The sequence below is a fragment of the Nocardioides sp. genome, from assembly GCF_044226765.1.
In the GTDB taxonomy this organism is placed as follows: domain Bacteria; phylum Actinomycetota; class Actinomycetes; order Propionibacteriales; family Nocardioidaceae; genus Nocardioides.
Map to the genome: position 1 here is coordinate 377693 of NZ_JBGAGJ010000004.1, position 18803 is coordinate 396495.

The window sequence follows — 18803 nt, forward strand, 5'->3', positions numbered from 1 at the left end:
TGTCACGCTACGAAGGCAGCAATGTCGCGCAGCGCCGACCACGCCATCGAGTCCTGCGGGAAGAAGCTCGGGAAGACCTGGAAGTTGTGACCGGCGCCTGGCCAGACACGAAGTGTCGCGTCGACTCCCGCCGCGCGAGCGCGCTCGACCACGCGCTCTCCGTCGTCACGCATCGCCTCAACACTCCCGACGTGGACGAGGATGCGGGGCAGCCCAGTGAAGTCCCCGAGCACGGGGGAGACGAGTGGGTCCGCCGGATCCCCGTCTCCGATGACGGCGTTCGCCATCAGGTGCGTGAAGTCGCGGTCATACATCGGCTCGTCGCCGTAGGTCACACGTGACCCGTGATCCAGGTGCGTCATGTCCGCCCACGGGGACAACAACACGAGACCACTGGGCACCGGTCGCCCCCGGTCGCGGAGGGTCATCGTCACGGCCAGGGCGACGCCGCCTCCGGCAGAGTCCCCGCCGAGCACGACAGATCGTTCATCCCAGCCGTTCGCCAGCATGTGCTCGAACGCCAGGACCACATCCTCGACCGCCGAGCCGTAGGTCACCTCGGGGCTCAGTCGGTAGTCAGGCAGAAGGACGGCAACGCCTGCTGTCGCCGCCAGGTGAGCAGCGAAGGATCGGTGCGAGGTCGGTGATCCGACTATGTAGCCACCGCCGTGCACGAAGACGACCAGGCGAGTCGGCTCAGCCCCACCCACTGTCACAAGCTCCCCCGGGCGTGACCCGAGCATGAGACGACGCACCGAGGTACCGGGCGGCAGTGGGAGTTCCTGACCGAACTGGTCGTATCCCTGCCGCCAAGCCGACAGCGCGGCCGGAGATCCGGGCTCCACCTCCTCGGTGGCGACGGCGGCCCAGATCGCCTCCGCCAACGCCCGCATCTCCGGCCGCACCGACATCGTCAGACCTCCTGGAGGGTCGACTCGGAGACGTTGAATCGCGCCTGCGGCACCGGGAAGTCCTGTCCGCTCACCGAGCAGATGGTGCAGGGCAGCGCTGCAGGGAGGTGGTTGGCGTCGAACTTGAACGTGCCCAGCTTCTTGCCGCGACCACCGAAGACGCTCTGGTGACCATCGATGCTGGAGACCGCCCGCACGTAGTTGTCGGTGCCACCCTTGGTCGGGTCGTTCCCATCGGCGATGACCTGCCTGATCACGTCCCACACGATGAACGCCGCCTGGTAGTACTCCGCGGCAGGGTAGAGGGGGTCAGTCTTGTGAAGTCGGCGGTACTCCTCGACGAGCAGCGCGGCCCAGTCGCTGGTCGGATTGACCGGGTCGAACCAGTCGTTGGCGAAGTAGTACTCCTTGATGGACCCCGCTGCCTTCTGTGCCTCCGGCGTGAAGTCGATGCCGATGAGTTTGGCGGACAAGCCCGACGTGGCGTACTGCTTGAGGAAGATGCCGAGCTGGCCTCCGTACAGGTCGACCTGGATGACGTCGGGATCGCCCTGCCCGAGCTTGGAGAAGGCTGCGGAGAAGTTCGTGGTGTCGTAGGGAACGTGCGTGTCACCGGCCCAGCTGTACCCGGCTGCCTCCGCTGCGGCACGAGAGACCCGGACTTCCTCGGTGTTGTAGTCCGTCCCGGCGTCAGCTCCGATGAGCGCCCACTTCGTGCCGTCAGGGAAGCGGTCGCGCATGAACGCGACCTGAGCCCCGATATAGCTCTGCGGTGGCGTCGGGCGGGTCATGTAGTAGAAGTCGCTACCGGCGTAGGCTGCGATGCTTCCGCCCGGGTCGACGGCGAAGATCTTGTTGTCCTTGTAGGCGGGGACCTCGGCGCCAAGTGACGCTGCATAGTCGGTGAACTGCACTGGGCAGCCGCTGGCGGCGAACTCACGCACGTTCGCGACACCCTTCGCGGTGTCCATCCCGTTGTCTCTGGTCATCAGCTGGATGTTCGGCCCGCCCGCCGCGCGGACGTGCGCCAGGCCGAGCTCGAGACCCCGCAGATGGTCCTGACCGAGCGGAGCCAGTGCCCCCGACAGGATGATGGACGCCCCAGCACTGATCTTCAGGCCCTTGCCCGATGCCTCGCCCGGCTCGATCCCCAGGATCGAGCCGAGTCGCTCGCCCACGGTCCCCGAGACCGCGACCGAGTCGCTCGCACCGTCGGTGCTGCAGCCACCCAGCAGACGCGCGGCCCCCAGCACCGCTGCCGCCTGCCCCGTCCGCACCAACAGTCGCCGGCGATCGAGTCGGATCCCAGCTCCTGAGCCGGGGACGCTCCCTCTGGTTCTTGCGGTCATGACCTTCTCCTACTTCGTGCTGACCGGACGCTTGTGCGACCGGAAGGTCCGTGAGGGGCCGCTTCAGAAGAGCGACCACCACTCCGTCTGCTCGCGAAGCACTGCCGCGCGGGCGTCGTGGATGATCCGTCCCGAGCGGATGATGTAGGCGCGATCGGCGATCCTCAGTGCCTGACGCACGTTCTGCTCGACGAGGACGACCGCGAGACCCTCCTCTGTGGCCAGGCGGCGAAGCGTGTCCGCGACCTGCGTCGCCACGGCTGGGGCGAGACCGAGGGATGGCTCATCGAGCAGCAGAACTTGCGGTCGGCCGAGCAGTGCGACGGCCATGCTCAGCATGCGTTGCTCGCCGCCGCTCATCGTGTCGGCCCGCTGTGTGAGGCGATGCCCCAGCTTGGGAAAGAGGTCGAGGACGTGCTCGATCCTGTCGGCCCGTTCACCTTGTCCCAAGTTGCGCGCACCGAGCCGCAAGCTGTCGGACACCGAGAGCCCCGGGAAGACGAATCTCTCCGCGGGCACGAGACCCATACCCCGTCGGAACGCTCGATGCGGGTGGGCTCCGTCCCAGGTCGCGCCGTCCAGCACCACGTCTCCGGAGATCCGGCGAACGAGGCCGACGATGCTGTTGAGGACGGTGGTCTTGCCCGCACCGTTGCTGCCGAGAAGGGTGACGACCTCACCGGGAAGAACTGCGATGTCGATGTCGAAGACCACAGGTCGCCCGTCGTAGCCAGCGGAGAGGCCCGCGACGCTGAGAACGGGGTCAGGACTGGCCAAAGTACACCTCCGCCAGTCGATCGATCTGCCTGATCTCCTCCATCGAGCCAGTCGCCGTGACGCGACCTTGCTCCATGAAGAGCACCGAGTCCGCCAGTCGATCGACGACATCGAGATTGTGCTCGACCAGGCAGATCGTGCGACCGGTGTCTCGCAGCCTCTCGACGAGCTCGAGGACCGGTTCGAGGCTGGCTCGGTCGATCCCTGAGGCAGGTTCGTCGAGGAGGATGACGTCGGCTCCGGTCGCCAACGCACGTGCCACGGTCAGCAGCTTCTGCTCGCCGAACCCCAGGCTGCCCGCTGCGCGACCCGCATGCTCAGTGAGCCCGACGAAGTCGAGCCAGCCACGGGCGACAGCGACGGTGGACCGTTCAGAGAGCCGGACCATCCCTGGTCGGAGGTAGAGGTGGCGCAGCCTCTCGCCGGCTTGGTTCGGCACTGCCATCGCGACGTTGTCGAGCACCGTGAGGCGCTTGAAGATACGGACGTCCTGGAAGGTTCGTGCCATGCCGAGGAGGACGCCGCGATGGACGGGACAATCCGTGATCGTCCGGCCGTGGAGCACGACCTCTCCTGAGTCGGTCCTCGTCCTTCCGGTGAGCAGGTTGAACACCGTGGTCTTCCCTGCCCCGTTCGGACCGAGCAGTGCCGTGACCTGACCAGGACGAAGATTCAGGGTGAGGTCGTCCACGGCGGTGATCGCACCGAAACTCTTGGAGATGTGGGTGGCCGTGAGTGCCGACGAGGAGGACTCCTCGTGACGACGTTCGTCGCTCCCGAACGCTCGCGACCGGTCAGCACCGTGCTCGACAGGGGGCTCCGTCTCCCGGTGGTCATCGTGGGTTCGCAGCCTCTCGGGCAGCAGCCCGGCCGGGCGGAGGACGAGGACGAGGATGAGCAGCAGTCCGAAGCACACCAGCTGCCACTGAGCGGCGTCGATCGGGGGCAGCAGCAGTAGCTCCTGCAGCGCCGGGCGGATCATGCTGAGACCGATGGCCCCCACGATCGATCCGACCAGGTTGCCCGTTCCACCGATGACGACGGCCGCCACGACGGCGGTCGTCGTGCCGAACCCGAACTGGGAGGGCGAGGCGAGTTGTTGGTAGAACACGAGCATGGCGCCGGCTATGGCCGCCACGACGGAGGTCAGGGCGAAGGCGGTGACCTTGAACCGGACCACCGGCTTGCCGAGAGCCTCCACGGCGACCTCGTCCTCCCTGATCCCACGGAGAACGCGACCGAACGGCGAGTGGACCAGACGCCAGCACAGGAAGAACATCAACGCTGCCAGTGGGAGCACGAAGCGGAGCAGGTCGATCGGGCGGAGCAACCGCCCGCCGATGTCCAGAGCCTCGAGGCCGACCAGACCCTGAGTCCCGCCGAGGCTCGGCACGGCTGCGGCGAGCGCGCCGATGATCGTGCCGAAGGCCAGGGTCAGGACGATGACGTAGTCCGGTCCCAGTCTCAGCGCCGGGAGCCCGACGACAGCTCCCGCGGCCAGTCCGAGCATCGCTGCGGCAAGCAACGCCGCCCCGGCCGGCCAATCCTCCGACAGGGACAGGTATGCGGCGGCGTAGCCTCCGACTCCCCCCAACCCCACGGTGGCGACGGAGAGAAGTCCGGCGTGGCCGAGGAGGACGTTGAGCGACACGGCGAAGACACCGATGATCAGCCCTTGGTTCAGTGCGTCGATCCACGGGGTCATCGCACGCTCGCAATCCGTGCGGTCCGCAGCCCGCGGGCACGCCGCTCTCTGAGGTTCTCGACGGTCGGCGTCAGGGCGATGTACCCGAACAGGATCCCGAAGACGACGATCGGGCTCCAGGCTGAGGAGACGTAGACCGCGCAGAGTGCCTCGGCTGCCGCCACTGCGAGACCAGCGACCGCGAATCGGGCGGGCGAGCTGCCCGTACCGGCGAGGAAGAGCACGACGATGGCCATGAAAGTCGGCTCGATGCCCCCGCTCGGCGTCACCGTGGACCTGATCGCAGTGGCGATCCCGACGACCGCTACGAGGAACGAGCCGATCGCGAAGACGCACAGCCGGATCCTCAGCTCTGAGATGCCCACCAAGGTCGCGAGGAGTGGGTTGCCTCGGGTCGCGTGCACCTGCTGCCCGAACGGCGTGTGGGAGAGGAGGATCTGGAGGCCGATGAGCAGTGCGACTGCTAGCCCACCCACCACCACGTCGAGGTTGGTGACTCCCACGTCACCCCAGAGCACGATCCGTTCGGGGACGATCCCGGGGTCGAGCTGCCGGCTCTCCACGACAGGCCACACCAGACGGACCGCGTTCTCGCACACTGTCACGACGCCGATGCCGGCGACGAACACGCTGAGGAGGGCGACGTCGGGGGCGCGCCGCACGATGGGTGCGTACACAACCACCTCGACCAGCAGCCCCAGCCCAGTTCCCACGAGCAGGCCGAGCGCGGCAGCGACGCCGAACGGGGCGCCTCGCTCGACCGCGTCGGCCGCGACGAAGACGGCGAGGACGAAGGAGGCAGCCATGGCGAAGTGGAGGCGGCCCGTCACGGCGAAGATGAGACCCAGACCGGCGGCGAGCACTCCGTAGAGAAGTCCGTCGACCGCTGACCCGGCGAGCGCCTGCGCAAGCGCGGTCATGCTTGCCCCGCTCCGGACGAAGCGTCCAGGAGCGTCGTCGCCGACTCGACGCTGGGCAGGACGTGCCCGAAGTTGAACCGGAAGGCGTCCAGAGCTGCCTGATGGGCCGCGAGGTCGAAGTCGGCCACGCAGTCCTCGACGATGGCGACGCCGTAGCCGCGGTCGGCCGCGTCGCGCGCCGTGGTCTCGACACAGCAGTTGGTCGTGACCCCGCTCATGAGGATGGTGTCGATGCGACGGTCCCGCAGGACCTGCTCGAGCGCCGAGCTGTTGAACGCCCCCCACGCCGTCTTCCGCACCACGATGTCCGAGTCGCGAGGGGCGATCTCCGGGCAGAAGGCGTAGCCGGGGTCACCCCGCCACAAGATGTCCTCGATGCCGCTCGCCGCCTCCAGGCGACGCACGAACCCCCGGGTTCGCGGCGTCATGTCACGGAGGTCCCGGTAAGCCGAGCCGAGTGCGAGGTAGATCACCACGACCCCACGCTCCCGGCTCGCTCGGAGGAGGCGGGTGACGGCTGGGAGGACCACGCCACGCACGCGCGCGTCGATGTAGTCCACCGAGCCGGGACGGATCCGGTCGAGTGCCCGGTTGACGCCGTGCTCCAACGAGGTGTTCGACAGCTGCATGTCCGTGACGACGACGGCTGTGCTCTCCGGGCGCGCCTCGAGCGGGTCGACGAACGAGACGTCGCCGCCGAAGATCGCCGGGGCGCTCATGTGATCGCCAGTGGGCTGAGCGGGGAGCCGACGGCTCCGGTGAACTTCAAGGCCGACCCGCTGAAGAAGAACTCGGAGACGCCCGTCTCCGCACAGTCGGCTGCGAGCTCCTCCAGGTTGAACATCTCGCCCAGCGTGAGACCCAGGTCCCGGATGAGGACCATGTGGAGCGGTACGTCGACGCCCTCGATCTCGCTCGGCAGGACTTCGACGGCGCTGTTGTCCGCGCACACGGCAGCGACGTCGCGACGGTGAAGCCATTCACAGCAGGAGAGCGCAAGACCCGGGGACGGTCCGAGGTAGGCCGCGGAGTCGCCACCGAGGAATGTCTGGTACCACCCGGTCCGGACGAAGAGGAAGTCCCCGGCTCCGACGGTCACACCTTGGCGACGTTCGGCTGCCTCGAGGTCCTCGGCCTCGATGCGTTCACCGGATGCGAGCGAATCGACCTCCTTGAGCCGGGCGATGTCCAGCAGGACTCCGCGCCCGACCATCCGTCCGACCGTCTTGTCGATGGCGTTGCGACTCGCGCCGAAGCTGTTCACGGCCGAGGCCGGCACGTCGTTGTACAGCCGATCGTCATATCCGACGTGCGCGAGGCTGTCCCACTGCGTCGCGGCCTGAAGGGTCATCATGACCATGTCGTCGGCCGCCACCATGCCGTCCGCCGAGTTCGCGTAGTCGGAGGGTGTCACCGACATCCGGTGGATCGGGTTGAAGCGCACCCCACCGGGCTGGGGGCCATGAGCGTCGAGGGGCATGCCGAGATCAAAGACTCGGCCGCGTCGGACAAGCGCCGCGGCGGCGAGGATCCGCTCCTCCGTGACGTGGTTCAGCGTGCCGATCTCGTCATCGGCACCCCACCGGCCCCAGTTGCTGATGGCCGCGCCGAGGTCGCGCAGCTGCTCGGGTGTCATGCCCGGCCGCCCTCGACGTGACGGGGCGACGACTGTAGGCGAGCTCGGATCTGCACGCCGGGAGCGTATGGACGCTCCCGGAACTTGTCAAGATAGCGATGAAAGTTTCAAATGGTGAAACTGGAGGCACTCGAGCAGACCGCCTCGATCAAGTCATCTTGCCGCTCGCGGAAGCGATCGCTCGGGGCCGAGAGAGCGACGCAGAACTGTCGACCGCCGAGCTCGAATGGCGCCGCAACGCAGCACACCCCTGGCGTGTGCTCCTCATCGTCCAGCGCATAGCCCTGCTCCCGGATGACGTCGAGCTGCGCGACGAGCTCTTCCATGCTCAGGGTCGAGGGTGTCAGTGGCGCGTAGTCGTGCCGCGCGAAGTAGGTCTCCCGCTCCTCCTCCGACATGAGCGCGAGCAGGAGCTTTCCGGAGGCGCGGGCGTAGGCGTGACCCGCCAGCCCGATGGGCAGCGCGGCCACACCCACCGGGTGCGTGCCGATCTGCCGGTCCAGGATGACGATCTCGCCGTCCGACCACCCCGAGGCGTACACCGACTCACCAGTCCGCTCCGCCACCGCACGGACGACCGCGGCGAGCTGCTCGGGGACCGACACCTGACGGTCGAAGCCACGTGCGAGCTGGCCGACACCGAAGCCAAGGAGGTACCTGCTCCCAGTGCCGCCCTCGCGACGGAGAAGTCCCACGGCCTCGAGGGTCTGGAGCAGGTGGTACGTGGTGGGCAGGCGAAGGTCCAGGGCCACGCTCACGTCCTTGGGCGTGAGCCCGTTCGGGTTGCCCGCTACGGCGCTCAGGATGCCCGCCGCGCGGGCCACCGACTGGATCCGCGGCTGACGGGCGTCGCCGTCGTCTGCACTCGTCACATCACACACGCTTTCTCATAGTCTGAAATACTTCTCGCTATCTTGCAGTTTGTCCCTGCTGCGTCTACGGTCGGCGCACACACGAGCCTAGTGAGCAACACCCCAGGGAGCACCGATGGACCTGACCGAGTCCGAGATCTTCACCGGAATCCACACGCTGTACAGCCGCTACAACTGGCATCTCGACATCGGTGACACCGACGGGATGCTGGCGCTGTTCCTCCCGGAGGCGTCGATCACGCAGCCCGGACCGGACGGGCCGGTCACTGCTTCCGGGGCTGGCGGCGTCCGCGGCGTCATCGAGGGCTGGCACAGCAACCCCGAGCAGCGGGGACGACAGCACCAGGTCACCAACATCGTGGTGCTCCCCGGACCCGACAGCCGCCCGGACCAGCGCTCGGTCCGGACCTTCTTCATCGTCACCGACGGGCGCGATGCACCGCCGAGCCAGCTGATCTGGTGCGGCTACTCGAGCGACGTCGTCGTCCTCACCGGTGACGGATGGCGGTTCCTGGACCGCGAGGTCGGCATCTGGGGTCCGGATGCGGTCGATCGGTTCCGCGCCGAAGGTGCCTGAAGCCCCAGAGCCACCGTTGTCATGGTCTGTCCAGCACGTGCCATGAAGTGCGTGGACCGCCTGATGACCGCCGAGGTCGTCAACCCGCCGGACTGGGTGAATCACCCTCCGGGTGTCGGTCGGCCGGCGCGCACCGACCGACGACTGACTCCTCACGAAGGGCGTCCGCGAGCCAGGCGACCACCTGCGAGGAGCTCACGTAGACGCCGCTGAGGTGGTTGTCGGCGTCCACCGAGTACCAGTCGACGGATGCCCCGAGCCGGCGGTAGTCCTCGGCGAGCTGTCTGCCGAGCTCGGTCGGGACGAGCTGGTCGTCCTCGACGTGATAGACGAGCGTCGGGACGCGCGGCGGCCTCTGACCGGCCCGCTCCTGCGCCAGCAGCTCGCGCCACACCGGGTCCTCCCACGGCGTGTCACGGACGGTGTGTGCCCGCAGAGGCTGGGGGTACTCCACGATCAGGCCCGCGGCGTCGAGCTCGGCGGCCCTCGTCGCGGCCTCCCGACCCTCCTCGGTGAGGACGTTCAGGAGGGCCGGGTCGCCGTGAGCGTGTGCGAGGCCGACCAGCACGGCGAGGTTCAGCCCGGCGAAGGGCCCGTCCTCGAGCGCTGCAGCCATCACGGCGAGGTCGCTCGGGACTCCGCCGGCGGCAACCGCCACCAGGTCCAGGTCCGGGGCATAGTCGGGGTGCAGCTCCGCCGCCATCGCGGCACATCGCCCCCCTTCGGAGTACCCCCAGACGAGGACCGGAGCACCCGCCGTTGACGGGACGACACTGCTCGCGGCGCGGACGATGTCGAGCATGGTGTGCCCACCGGGCAGTCCCGCTCCATAGGTGTGGGGGCCAGGCATGCCGAGTCCCTCACCATCTGTCACCAGGACCATCCAACCCTGGCGAAGGGCCTGGGCAATGACCTCGATCTCGACCTCAGTCCCGGAGGTCAGCTGGAAGCTGGGTGCGGCGTCGCGGCCGAGGCCGTGCACGCCGACGCCGTACGTCAGTGTGGGACGTCGGCCCGGCCCGCGCCACGCGGCCGTCGGAGCGAGGATCGTGCCTGACACGGCGATCGACTGGCCCCGAGACCCGGTCGACGAGTACACCAGCTGCCACGCTCGGGCCACGGTCTCGTGCACCACCGAAACCCTGCGTGACCGGATGACAATGCCGGGATCGGGCACCCGCGACACGGGTCCGTAGAACGGGTCCGCGCTGGGTGGGACCGCGGCGGAGCGGGTAGCCGGTTGCGCGGACATTCAACGCCTCCTCGGTGCCGTGGCGAAGGCCACCCCAACGGCAAGCGTCGCGAGGACCGCCGCAGCGACGAACCCGCTGGTGAAACCGTCCATCACCGCCTGGGTCTGGACGGCGGGGGACGACGCTGCGACACCGTCGAGCGCGCGAGATGTCGTCGAGGCCACGAGTGACGCGACGCCGGCGACCCCGATGGTGCCGCCGACTGCCTGGAACGTGCTCAGCAGTCCGGACCCGACCCCGGCGTCTGTCTCGGGGACGTCGGTCATGGCGAGAGCGGCGTTTGCTACGAAGGTCGTACCCACTCCCGCTCCGAGACCGATCAAGCACGGCAGCAGCAGGATTGCGTATCGGGAGTCGGCATCGAGCCGAGTGAGCCCGAGCGTGGCTGCGGCGGTGGCGATCGTGCCGACGAGGACGAGGGGGCGGGCACCGACTCGCTCCAACAGCCGTCTGGCAAGGATCGCGAAGGCCAGCACGCCGATCCCGATCGGGAGGAACCGGAGTCCTGCGGCGAGTGGGCCGAGGCCCTGGACCTGCTGCAAGAGCTGGCTGAGGATGAAGAAGCAGGGGTAGAGACATGCGAACAGCAGCGCGGCGACCAGGTAGGCACCGAACCGGACCCGGTTCCGTAGCAGGGTGAGCGGCAGCAACGGCTCAGACCGCCGGCGCTCCCACGCGACGAACGCTCCCAGCGAGACGGCTGAGAGCGCCAGCGCTGCGAGCGACGTCCGCTCACCCCAGTGGTGGCTGCCGGCACGGATGACCCCGAAGACGAGCGTCCCGAGACCGAGCGTCGCCAGGATCGCCCCAGGGACGTCCTGTGGTCGACGAGGCCCTCGAGACTCGGGAAGGACCCGCGGCGCGGCGACCAGGAGAATCACCCCGATCGGGACGTTGACCAGGAAGACCCAGCGCCATGAGCCGTGCTCGGTGAGGACTCCGCCGAGCACCAGGCCCAGCGTGATCCCGAGCCCTGCCATGGCGCCGTAGGCGACCATCGCCCGGGCGCGGTCGCGACCGACGTACAAGGTCGTGATGAGCGACAACGTCGTCGGTGTCGCCAGCGCGGCACCCACACCCTGACCGGCACGAGCCGCGAGGAGCACGGCTGGGCTTCCGGCCACACCGGCGACCAGAGACGCAACGGTGAACAACCCGACACCCGCCATGAGAATCCGCCGCCGGCCGTAACCGTCCCCGAGCCGACCGCCGACGAGCAGCAAGCCCGCGTAGGCGAGTGTGTAGGCGTCGATGACCCAGGCCAGGCCGGCGTCGCTGAAGCGCAGGTCACCGTTCACCGCCGGCAGGGCCAAATTGACGATGGTGACGTCCAGTGTGGCCATGAGCTGGGCCGTGCAGATGAGGGGCACCGCCCACCTGCTGGGCGAGGTGTTGCGGCTCCCGACGGCCGCACCGGTGATCGCTGTCATGGCCCCACGGTGGCCGGACGGGCTGTCACGCACCTGTCATGACCGAGCCGGACACATGCCGCCAACACCGATCGGCATGCCCCAACCTCGGCCCTGCGCCGCACGGCTCGGAGTCGAGCAGAGCAGACCTCAACCCATGGAAGGAGACCAGGAGAAGAGGCCGCGGCTGACCGCGTCAGGTCCACCGACGAAAAGGAGCACCTTGTGTCCGAGCGTTCCGAGGACGTACGCCGAGACGTCGTCGCCGACGCCGAGCGCCGGGCCGCCCCGGGTCCGGTCCGGCGTCCCATCGGTGAGCCACAGCCTGGCGCGGCCGCCGCTGAGGCCCTGGACGACGACGAGGTCACCCACCGTCCCGATGACGGCGGGGCCGCTGTCGGCGTCCGCTCGCGGGAGCACGACCTTGGTGGTGCGCGGCGCCGAGCCTTCGGTGACCCACAAGGAGCGACGCATCGTGACGTCGCCGGCCGTGAACAGGAGCCGAGGCCCGGATCGCGTCAGGTCGTCCGGCCCGCTACCAACCACGCCCTCCACGAGGTCTCGGACCAGCACCGTGCCTCCGGCCGAACCGTCCGTCTGCCACAGCTCCCGTCCGTGGCGGTCTTCCACCGCAGTGAAGTAGCTGACCGACCCCACCGCGGTGAAGGAGTGAGGACTGCTCGACATAGGACCGACCCTGATGTCACGGACCCCGACGGCGTCGCCGGGTACACCTCGGGTCACCCACAGCTCCTGGCCGCTGCGGTCGTCACCGGCAGCGAGGAGCACCTGGCGCCCCAGCCTGCCGGTCGCGCCGACCGTCAGGGAGACGTCGGCCGCGTAGCTGTCCAGGCGTTTGGTCCCACTCGGCGTACCGTCGGTCACGAACGGCTTGACGACCTCGACCGCGGGGGACGCAAAAGTCGTTGCCGAGAAGACAACCCGCGGACCGACCGCTGAGAAGTTGCCGGGGTTCGAGCTGGCGGCACCAGGCCGAAGGTCGCCGAGCAGCCGGGTGTCCCGAGCGCGCCCGCTGCTCACGTAAGGTTCGCGCCCTCCCGCCGCTGTCTCCGCGCTGAACACGATCCGATCTGCGACAGCCGTGAGGTCGTTCGGCGACGAGCTCTCGATCCCGGGGACGAGATCCACGACCATGCTCGTGCCGCTCCGCGTGCCATCGGTGCACCACAGCTCATAGCCGTGCTGTGCGTCTCGCGCACGGAAACAGGCACGAGATCCAACCACTGTCAGCTCGGACGGCTGTGAGGACTCCTTGCCGCGATAGATGTCAGCGAGCACCCTGGTCCCGGTGCGGGTCCCGTCGCTGGTCCACAGCTCCGTCCCGTGCTCGGTGTCTGTCGCGGCGAAGAGCAACCGCGTCTGACCGTCGACACGGATCCGGACGCTTGCACGCTCGCCTGACACGTAACCGGCTGCACCGGCGAGTCGGGTGAGTGGACTGGCGGCACGCTGGGCAGGACGCTCAGCTTCTGCGGCACCCGAGGTGACACCGGGGAGGAGGACTGACATGACGGTCGCCAGCAGGACGCCGGCGAGCTTCGGGAGCACGGTCGAAGACCTCATGAGCAGGACCCCGACCGGCTACGCAGGACTCGGAGGACTCCTGCATCAGAGGAGGACCCGGCGGCCTGGATGGATCCCGACCAGTGCGCCCTGAATCGGTAGCGCCCGGGTCGCAGCGTCGTTCGAGCCCGCACGGTCGCGGTTCCTTGCCGCAGCGTGGCCCGCCCAACCGTCCTGCCCGCGACCTCCAGCAGGACCGTGCCGCCGCCCGGCCGCAGCCCGGCCGCGCGGACTGCCACCCGGACGTGCGGCCTCTGGCCCGCCCGGCACACCAGACGCCGCGGCACGGTGGTCCGCGACGACACAGTGCTCCAGGCAACGATCGTCGAGCGGCCACCAGGCACGTAGACGCCGGCGACCACGAGGCGGCCCAGCTGACCGAGGACGTCGACGCTCGACTTCGACGGAAGACGCACCGCCCCGTTCTGCACGATCCGAAGCGCGCTCGTCGCCGCAGCACCAGTGGTGATGATGCGCGGCGCCCCGGAGCCCGTCACGCCGACGAGGACCGCACCGCCGTTCCTCAGGGACGCGGCTGGGTAGGCGTCAACGATCCCGGTCAGCAACGTGATCGGATGAGTCGTGGCAGCGGAGCCGCCGGTGGCCCAGAGGACGACGTCGGCGTCGGGACCAGCCGCTTCGAAGAAGACGCGCGCCCCGGCAGGCACGAAGTTGCGCGGCAAGCTGTCCTGTGCTCCGGCCCGCAGGTCACGGACCATGGCTGTGCCCCCCGACGTGCCATCCGTCACGAAGAGCTCGGCACCCGCAGCTGGGTCGGCGGCAGTGAACAACCACTCGTCACCGAGTGGGGTGAAGTCCCGCGGATGACTGCCGGCTGTTCCCTCCCAGATGTCCTTCACGCCGGCCACCGATCCTGGCAACAAGCCACCGCCCCACAGCTCCACACCACTGCGCGCGTCACCGCCCGCGACCACGAGGCGATCACCCCGGACACCGAAGTCCCCGACCTGGAGATCGACTCCCTCGGGATAGGCATCGAGCCGCTGGGTGCCGGCGGCCGTGCCGTCGCTCGTCCACAGCTTGGACACGCCGACCAGCGCTCGCCCGGAGAAGACCACACCGGCGCGGGTCGGGACGAGCTGGTGCTCGACGTTCACCCCGCTCTCCGGACCTGGGAGCAGGTCTGTCACCTCGTTCGTCCCGGCGGCTGTGCCGTCACTGGCCCAGAGCTCGGCTCCGCGCTCTGTGGTGAAGCCGATGAAGAACAGGCGAGACCCAGACCGCACGAGATAGGTCGCTTCGGGCACCTCCCGGACGACCTTGGTGCCCGACAGCGTCCCATCCGTGCGCCAGAGCGCATTGCTCCGTGGTCCGGTCTCGGCGAAGAAGTAGACCTGACCCCGGAACGGCACGAAGTGCCGGGGGTCCGACCCCTCGGCACCGGGCCGGATGTCCGCCAGCACATGGGTGCCACCGGGCGTCCCGTCGGTCACCCATGGCTCGACACCAGCAGATTCGGTCTCCGCCGAGAAGATCATGCGCCCGCCGACGGCCGCGCTCCCAGCCGATCCGTTCGTGCCATAGGCAGTGGCAAGCGGCACGAGGCTCGTCCGGACGGTGGCGCCCTCAACCCTGCCGGCGCGATCTGGTTCCGGCGCGGGTGCGGACGCCCACGAGGCGTCAGGAGCAGCGGCAACCGCCGCCACCCCGGCGACGGTGCACGCGGTGGCGATCTTGAGAGCACGCAGGTTCATGCGCACAACCTCCGAGGTCGACCTGTCAGCGTCCTGTCGCGGGGCAGCAGCTGGGACCGACGGCACGCCGTGGACCGGACGCTCGTCTCTCTCCGCCGGCAGGGGCTCGCGCGGCATCGATGCACCGGTCCGGGCGCTCAGCCCGCCGGCACAGCAGCGCAGGTCTTGCCGAGGTAGGTGGTCAGAGCGAGAACCTTCTTCTGGTCGCCCTCGCTGATCTCGTCTGCGGTGGCCTGGTCGATCATCACCTCGAAGCCCTCCCGGGCGGGGGCCGGGATGCCCGCGGGGGTGCCGATCTTCATCAAGTCATCGACGAACTTGTCGGCGTCGTCGGTCGTCAGCTCACTCACGACGCTGCAGAACTCAGTGACATCCGCGTCCCTGGGCGCGTCGGCCCCCTTCGGGTCGTCGTCTCCGCCGCATGCGACGAGGGCCATCGCGAGGAGGGATCCCGCGCCGAGGCGCAGGATCCAGGAGTGAGGGCTCGCGGTCACGTGGGCCGCCTTTCCATGGTGGGCTACTAGGGCAAGACCCAGCCTGGTCGGCCCTCCTGTCCCGAACCTGTCGCGTCCCCTCCGGGCGATCGGCAAGGCGAGCGGTCAACGGCCACTGCCCCGCGAGACGCTCTGAGCGCATCGGCGGCTGCGACATGAGTCGCAGTGACGGCGCAGCGACGGCGCCTTCGAAGCCACCGCCACAGCGCCGTACGTCGGTGCCGCCGGGTCCGCCACATGTGCGGCGACTCGGTCCGCGCCACCTCATCTGACAGATCGCTGACAGGCGCCAGGACAAGCGTCATGGTCCTCGCCCGCTAGGAGGATCGCGTGCCCCCTCTGCCGTCGGGATCCCTTGTGCGAGCCGGCGATGGCGGCCTACGCATCCATCGCCGTCCACCACCCTCAGATACACCAACTCGAGGAGATGACTGAGATGAGCAAGACCTTGAAGACCGCCGTGATCGCGTCCGCGATGTCGTCGATCCTGCTGGCTGGCTCCGTCACATCGTCGATGACGATGACCGCTGCGGACGCGGCTCAGCGGCTCGACTCCCGCGCGCGACCGGCCGAGGTCACCGTGACCATCCGTGCGGACGGTGTCGACCTGTCCGGCCAGGTCGTGAGCAGCCGACCACTCGCTTGCGCGGCCGATCGGACCGTTAACGTCTACAAGCTGATCGGCGGTGTGCCCCACCTCTGGGCCTCCGACACCACCCAGCTGCAGGGTCGTTCCTACCGATGGTCGATCGGCAACACCGGGCAGCCCGGCCGCTTCTACGCAGAGGTCAAGGCCTCTCGCTACTGCAAGGGAGATCGGAGCCGCACGGTGATCGCACGTCGCGAGGGCTGATCCGATTCCAGCTGGGTCCGCATCATGGTGTGACAAGCTGCAGCGCCCGCCGCACGAGCGGCCGCGTCGGTCGTGCGGCGGGCACGGGTGCGAGCTCAATCAGCGCCTGCGCGGCTTCGAGTCTGACTGAAGTCCAGGACGGGCGATCGGTGCTGCGCAGCCTCGTCGAGCCCGAGAGGCAGCGCTGAACGCATGACCGGAGTGCAGTCGCGGTCTCACCGCGACTCAGACGCGTGGGAGGCCCCAGGACACGCCCGCTCTGTCAGGCCCTTCCCGTAGATGCGCGCGACGATGAGCAGCGTTGCTGCCACGGTCGCTGAGACGACGTTCGTGATCATGATCGGCACGTCGTGGTTGACCACGCCATACGCGAACCAGAGCATGAATCCGAGCAACAGGATGACTACCCAGCCGAGCGACGTCCCGCCCGAGTCCCGGTCGCGGACGATGACGCGGACCTGCAACAACGGAGCGAGGCCCATCAGGAGGCCCCAGCAGGTCGTGACAAAAGCAAGCATCTCGGACAAGGCGTGGCTCCTGAACTTCCGGGCGGATGAGGTGCGCGAGAACCTGCCGCTCGCTCTACCGGAAGTCGCCCCGACGCACATCGGCCCCGTACAGAGGGGTCGAACGGTCGAGACGCGAAGTCATGTGTTGAGGCTAGCGCCTGGCGAGGCGACCGCCGTCGTCCCAACCCGCCCGAGCTCCGCCCTCACGGCGGTGGATGCGGATGCCTGGGGTGGCGGGTCCGGTCGCGACCCGAGGCCGGATGCCACGCGCGCGAGCTCATCGCGCAGGTAGCCGGCAAGCTCCGTCGCAGTGGCGTCCTCGCCCACCTGGGCCACGTCGACCTGCGTCACGTGGCTCTGACACTCGCCGGCGAGCCGAAGCTCGTAGTAGATGTCGTCTCGGTACTGGTCGTAGCTGTGGAACGTGGCCGACCAGGCTGGCTCGTCGAACTCCGGAAACGGCGACGTCATTCGAGACTCTGACCGCGCCCGCGTACAAGAGTCCCGGCGATCAAGAGCACCCACCGCCCTTCCCGCGGACAAAGCGGACGATCCCGGCCGCGGACGCGGAACCTGCTGCCTGGATGGATCCCGACCAGCGCGCCCGCACTCGGTAGCGGCCAGGCTTGACCTTCAGCGACATGCGGACGGTCGCATTCCCTCCGCGAAGACTCGCTCGACCGACCGGCCTCCCGTCGAGCTCGACGGTGACCACACCGCCGTTCGGGACGCCTCCCGGTGCGCGGACCGTGACCGGAACCCGCCATCTCTGAGCAGCGGGGCACACGCGGAGTCGGGGGACGGTCGTCCGTGACGGCACGATGGTCCATCTCGCGATGGTCGCTTCGGAGTTGCCCCGGTAGATGCCGACAAGACCTGTGTTGCCCAGCCAACCGAGCCAGTCGACCGTGGCATCCGGTGGCAGGTCGACGGCGCCGTTCTTCACCACCTCGAGGCGACTGGACTCGTCGTCGACAGCCGTCATCACTCGCGGTGCGCCCGACGGTGTGACTCCCTTCAGGACGACACGCGCCCCCAGTCTGCCCAGTGGGTAGCCCTCCTCGATACCGGCTGGTAGGCGAACCATTCGAGTCGTGGCGGTCGTACCGGCAGTCGACCAGAGGTCGTACTGACCGTCAGCCCTCGCGGCACGGAAGAACACTCGCCGGGCACCGGGCAGGAACTCAGTGGCGAAGCTCCCGACCTCGCCCAGCACGATGTCGCGCAGCACTCCAGTCCCACCGCTGGTGCCATCGGTGACGAAGAGCTCGCGTCCTTGCTCCGGCGTGGCGGCCGTGAACACCCACCGGTCGCGGAGGTGGGTGAAGTCGTTCGGATCGCTGGCGTCGGCTCCGTCTCGGATGTCCTTCACACCGTCCACGGAGCCAGCGACGATGCCCCCGCCCCACAGCTCCCTGCCGCTTCGGTCGTCGCCCGCGGCCACGACCAGTCGATCACCCCACACGTCCAGATCACCGACGTGAAGGTCGACCTCACCGGGGTAGGTATCCAGGCGCTCGGTGCCGGCCGCGGTTCCGTCGCTCACCCATGGCTTGCGAACGTGATCGCTCACCCAGCCAGCGAACACGACGGTGTTGCGAGCAGGATGGAGCGCGGCGGTGACACCGTTGCCCGCACCCGCCCAGAGGTCTGTGACCTCACGGGTCCCAGCACCGGTGCCGTCGCTGGTCCACAGCTCGGCACCGTGACTCGTCGTCGCGCCCACGAAGAAGAGCCGAGATCCCGCACGGACGAGGTTGGCGGCGCCGATCAGCTCATCGAAGACGATCTGGGTTCCTGCCCGGGTGCCGTCCGTGGTCCACAGGCCGTAGCCCCCAGACGCGACGCCTGCCAGGAAGTAGAACCTCCCTCGATACGCCACGAAGCCTCTCGGGTCCGAACCGGAGCCCCCCGGCACGAGGTCAGCCACCATCCGCGTGCCAGCCTGGGTCCCGTCCGTCACCCAGGGTTCCAGCCCTGCACGGGTGGTCGTGGCCGCGAACACCAAGCGGCCGCCGATCTGCGCGCTGCCGCGGGCGCCGTTCGTGTCCGACACTCGCGCAAGCGGGGCGAGGCTCGTCTTGAACGTCGCCGCGGATCGGCCTTCACGCTCCCTGTCCTGGAGCGGGCCGGCCGCTGCCGTCGAAGTGCCGGCCGTGGCAAGGGTTGTCACCAGGGCCGCCACACCGATCAGGACGCTGGTTCTGAGAGCACGGATGTCCATGTCGTCACTGTGGGC

At 68.7% G+C, this 18803-nt stretch carries 18 protein-coding genes; 2 read left to right on the forward strand and 16 right to left on the reverse strand.

Annotated elements, in window-relative coordinates; all coding sequences use genetic code 11:
* Nucleotides 1-2: 2 nt before the first annotated feature.
* From ACILRH_RS11880 to ACILRH_RS11915, 8 genes are all read right to left on the reverse strand, one after another.
* Nucleotides 3-911, reverse strand: a complete 909-nt coding sequence (locus ACILRH_RS11880) for an alpha/beta hydrolase (protein ID WP_395693512.1) — start codon at nt 909-911, stop codon at nt 3-5.
* A gap of 2 nt (nt 912-913) precedes the next feature.
* Nucleotides 914-2164 (reverse strand): ABC transporter substrate-binding protein, encoded by a 1251-nt coding sequence (locus ACILRH_RS11885; protein WP_395693514.1) that lies wholly within the window; start codon nt 2162-2164, stop codon nt 914-916.
* A gap of 159 nt (nt 2165-2323) precedes the next feature.
* Complete coding sequence (locus tag ACILRH_RS11890) at nt 2324-2974, reverse strand: ABC transporter ATP-binding protein (RefSeq protein ID WP_395693517.1); 651 nt, start codon at nt 2972-2974, stop codon at nt 2324-2326.
* Between the two features lie 49 nt (nt 2975-3023).
* Complete coding sequence (locus ACILRH_RS11895; protein ID WP_395693519.1) at nt 3024-4742, reverse strand: ABC transporter permease subunit; 1719 nt, start codon at nt 4740-4742, stop codon at nt 3024-3026.
* Nucleotides 4739-5662, reverse strand: a complete 924-nt coding sequence (locus ACILRH_RS11900; protein ID WP_395693520.1) for a branched-chain amino acid ABC transporter permease — start codon at nt 5660-5662, stop codon at nt 4739-4741. The genes ACILRH_RS11895 and ACILRH_RS11900 overlap by 4 nt, the downstream gene beginning before the upstream one ends.
* Nucleotides 5659-6381 carry a cysteine hydrolase family protein gene (locus ACILRH_RS11905; protein WP_395693522.1) on the reverse strand — a complete coding sequence of 241 codons (723 nt, stop codon included), beginning with the start codon at nt 6379-6381 and terminating at the stop codon, nt 5659-5661. The genes ACILRH_RS11900 and ACILRH_RS11905 overlap by 4 nt, the downstream gene beginning before the upstream one ends.
* Nucleotides 6378-7298 carry a cyclase family protein gene (locus ACILRH_RS11910; protein WP_395693524.1) on the reverse strand — a complete coding sequence of 307 codons (921 nt, stop codon included), beginning with the start codon at nt 7296-7298 and terminating at the stop codon, nt 6378-6380. The genes ACILRH_RS11905 and ACILRH_RS11910 overlap by 4 nt, the downstream gene beginning before the upstream one ends.
* Nucleotides 7299-7405: 107 nt before the next feature.
* The gene (locus ACILRH_RS11915; protein WP_395693526.1) at nt 7406-8170 is read right to left on the reverse strand and encodes an IclR family transcriptional regulator; all 765 of its coding nucleotides are present in this window, start codon (nt 8168-8170) and stop codon (nt 7406-7408) included.
* Nucleotides 8171-8285: 115 nt separating this feature from the next.
* Between ACILRH_RS11915 and ACILRH_RS11920 the strand changes: the two genes are divergently transcribed.
* Nucleotides 8286-8747: a nuclear transport factor 2 family protein gene (locus ACILRH_RS11920; protein WP_395693528.1), complete on the forward strand. Its 462-nt coding sequence runs from the start codon at nt 8286-8288 to the stop codon at nt 8745-8747.
* Nucleotides 8748-8826: 79 nt separating this feature from the next.
* Here the strand turns inward: ACILRH_RS11920 and ACILRH_RS11925 are convergent, their stop codons facing one another.
* From ACILRH_RS11925 to ACILRH_RS11945, 5 genes are all read right to left on the reverse strand, one after another.
* Complete coding sequence (locus tag ACILRH_RS11925) at nt 8827-9999, reverse strand: lipase family protein (protein WP_395693530.1); 1173 nt, start codon at nt 9997-9999, stop codon at nt 8827-8829.
* The gene (locus ACILRH_RS11930; RefSeq protein ID WP_395693532.1) at nt 10000-11430 is read right to left on the reverse strand and encodes an MFS transporter; all 1431 of its coding nucleotides are present in this window, start codon (nt 11428-11430) and stop codon (nt 10000-10002) included.
* A 129-nt stretch (nt 11431-11559) separates the two neighbouring features.
* Nucleotides 11560-12978, reverse strand: a complete 1419-nt coding sequence (locus ACILRH_RS11935) for a hypothetical protein (RefSeq protein ID WP_395693534.1) — start codon at nt 12976-12978, stop codon at nt 11560-11562.
* Nucleotides 12979-12989: 11 nt separating this feature from the next.
* Nucleotides 12990-14708, reverse strand: a complete 1719-nt coding sequence (locus tag ACILRH_RS11940) for a hypothetical protein (protein ID WP_395693536.1) — start codon at nt 14706-14708, stop codon at nt 12990-12992.
* 137 nt (nt 14709-14845) lie between these two features.
* Complete coding sequence (locus ACILRH_RS11945; protein WP_395693538.1) at nt 14846-15202, reverse strand: hypothetical protein; 357 nt, start codon at nt 15200-15202, stop codon at nt 14846-14848.
* A 370-nt stretch (nt 15203-15572) separates the two neighbouring features.
* Between ACILRH_RS11945 and ACILRH_RS11950 the strand changes: the two genes are divergently transcribed.
* The gene (locus tag ACILRH_RS11950) at nt 15573-16055 is read left to right on the forward strand and encodes a hypothetical protein (RefSeq protein WP_395693540.1); all 483 of its coding nucleotides are present in this window, start codon (nt 15573-15575) and stop codon (nt 16053-16055) included.
* 215 nt (nt 16056-16270) lie between these two features.
* Here the strand turns inward: ACILRH_RS11950 and ACILRH_RS11955 are convergent, their stop codons facing one another.
* The 3 genes from ACILRH_RS11955 to ACILRH_RS11965 form a co-directional block, all read right to left on the reverse strand.
* Nucleotides 16271-16573 carry a SemiSWEET family sugar transporter gene (locus ACILRH_RS11955; protein WP_395693590.1) on the reverse strand — a complete coding sequence of 101 codons (303 nt, stop codon included), beginning with the start codon at nt 16571-16573 and terminating at the stop codon, nt 16271-16273.
* A gap of 129 nt (nt 16574-16702) precedes the next feature.
* Nucleotides 16703-17035 (reverse strand): hypothetical protein, encoded by a 333-nt coding sequence (locus tag ACILRH_RS11960; protein WP_395693542.1) that lies wholly within the window; start codon nt 17033-17035, stop codon nt 16703-16705.
* 40 nt (nt 17036-17075) lie between these two features.
* Nucleotides 17076-18788 carry a hypothetical protein gene (locus ACILRH_RS11965; protein WP_395693544.1) on the reverse strand — a complete coding sequence of 571 codons (1713 nt, stop codon included), beginning with the start codon at nt 18786-18788 and terminating at the stop codon, nt 17076-17078.
* Between the last annotated feature and the right edge of the window lie 15 nt (nt 18789-18803).

What these genes read in the sequence shown, in the direction of transcription:
- ACILRH_RS11880 (WP_395693512.1), bottom strand. Translation starts at nt 911, where the DNA reads ATGTCGGTGCGGCCGGAGATGCGGGCGTTGGCGGAGGCGATCTGGGCC.
- ACILRH_RS11895 (WP_395693519.1), bottom strand. Translation starts at nt 4,742, where the DNA reads ATGACCCCGTGGATCGACGCACTGAACCAAGGGCTGATCATCGGTGTC.
- ACILRH_RS11900 (WP_395693520.1), bottom strand. Translation starts at nt 5,662, where the DNA reads ATGACCGCGCTTGCGCAGGCGCTCGCCGGGTCAGCGGTCGACGGACTT.
- ACILRH_RS11905 (WP_395693522.1), bottom strand. Translation starts at nt 6,381, where the DNA reads ATGAGCGCCCCGGCGATCTTCGGCGGCGACGTCTCGTTCGTCGACCCG.
- ACILRH_RS11910 (WP_395693524.1), bottom strand. Translation starts at nt 7,298, where the DNA reads ATGACACCCGAGCAGCTGCGCGACCTCGGCGCGGCCATCAGCAACTGG.
- ACILRH_RS11920 (WP_395693528.1), top strand. Translation starts at nt 8,286, where the DNA reads ATGGACCTGACCGAGTCCGAGATCTTCACCGGAATCCACACGCTGTAC.
- ACILRH_RS11925 (WP_395693530.1), bottom strand. Translation starts at nt 9,999, where the DNA reads ATGTCCGCGCAACCGGCTACCCGCTCCGCCGCGGTCCCACCCAGCGCG.
- ACILRH_RS11930 (WP_395693532.1), bottom strand. Translation starts at nt 11,430, where the DNA reads ATGACAGCGATCACCGGTGCGGCCGTCGGGAGCCGCAACACCTCGCCC.
- ACILRH_RS11940 (WP_395693536.1), bottom strand. Translation starts at nt 14,708, where the DNA reads ATGAACCTGCGTGCTCTCAAGATCGCCACCGCGTGCACCGTCGCCGGG.
- ACILRH_RS11950 (WP_395693540.1), top strand. Translation starts at nt 15,573, where the DNA reads ATGGCGGCCTACGCATCCATCGCCGTCCACCACCCTCAGATACACCAA.
- ACILRH_RS11955 (WP_395693590.1), bottom strand. Translation starts at nt 16,573, where the DNA reads ATGCTTGCTTTTGTCACGACCTGCTGGGGCCTCCTGATGGGCCTCGCT.
- ACILRH_RS11960 (WP_395693542.1), bottom strand. Translation starts at nt 17,035, where the DNA reads ATGACGTCGCCGTTTCCGGAGTTCGACGAGCCAGCCTGGTCGGCCACG.
- ACILRH_RS11965 (WP_395693544.1), bottom strand. Translation starts at nt 18,788, where the DNA reads ATGGACATCCGTGCTCTCAGAACCAGCGTCCTGATCGGTGTGGCGGCC.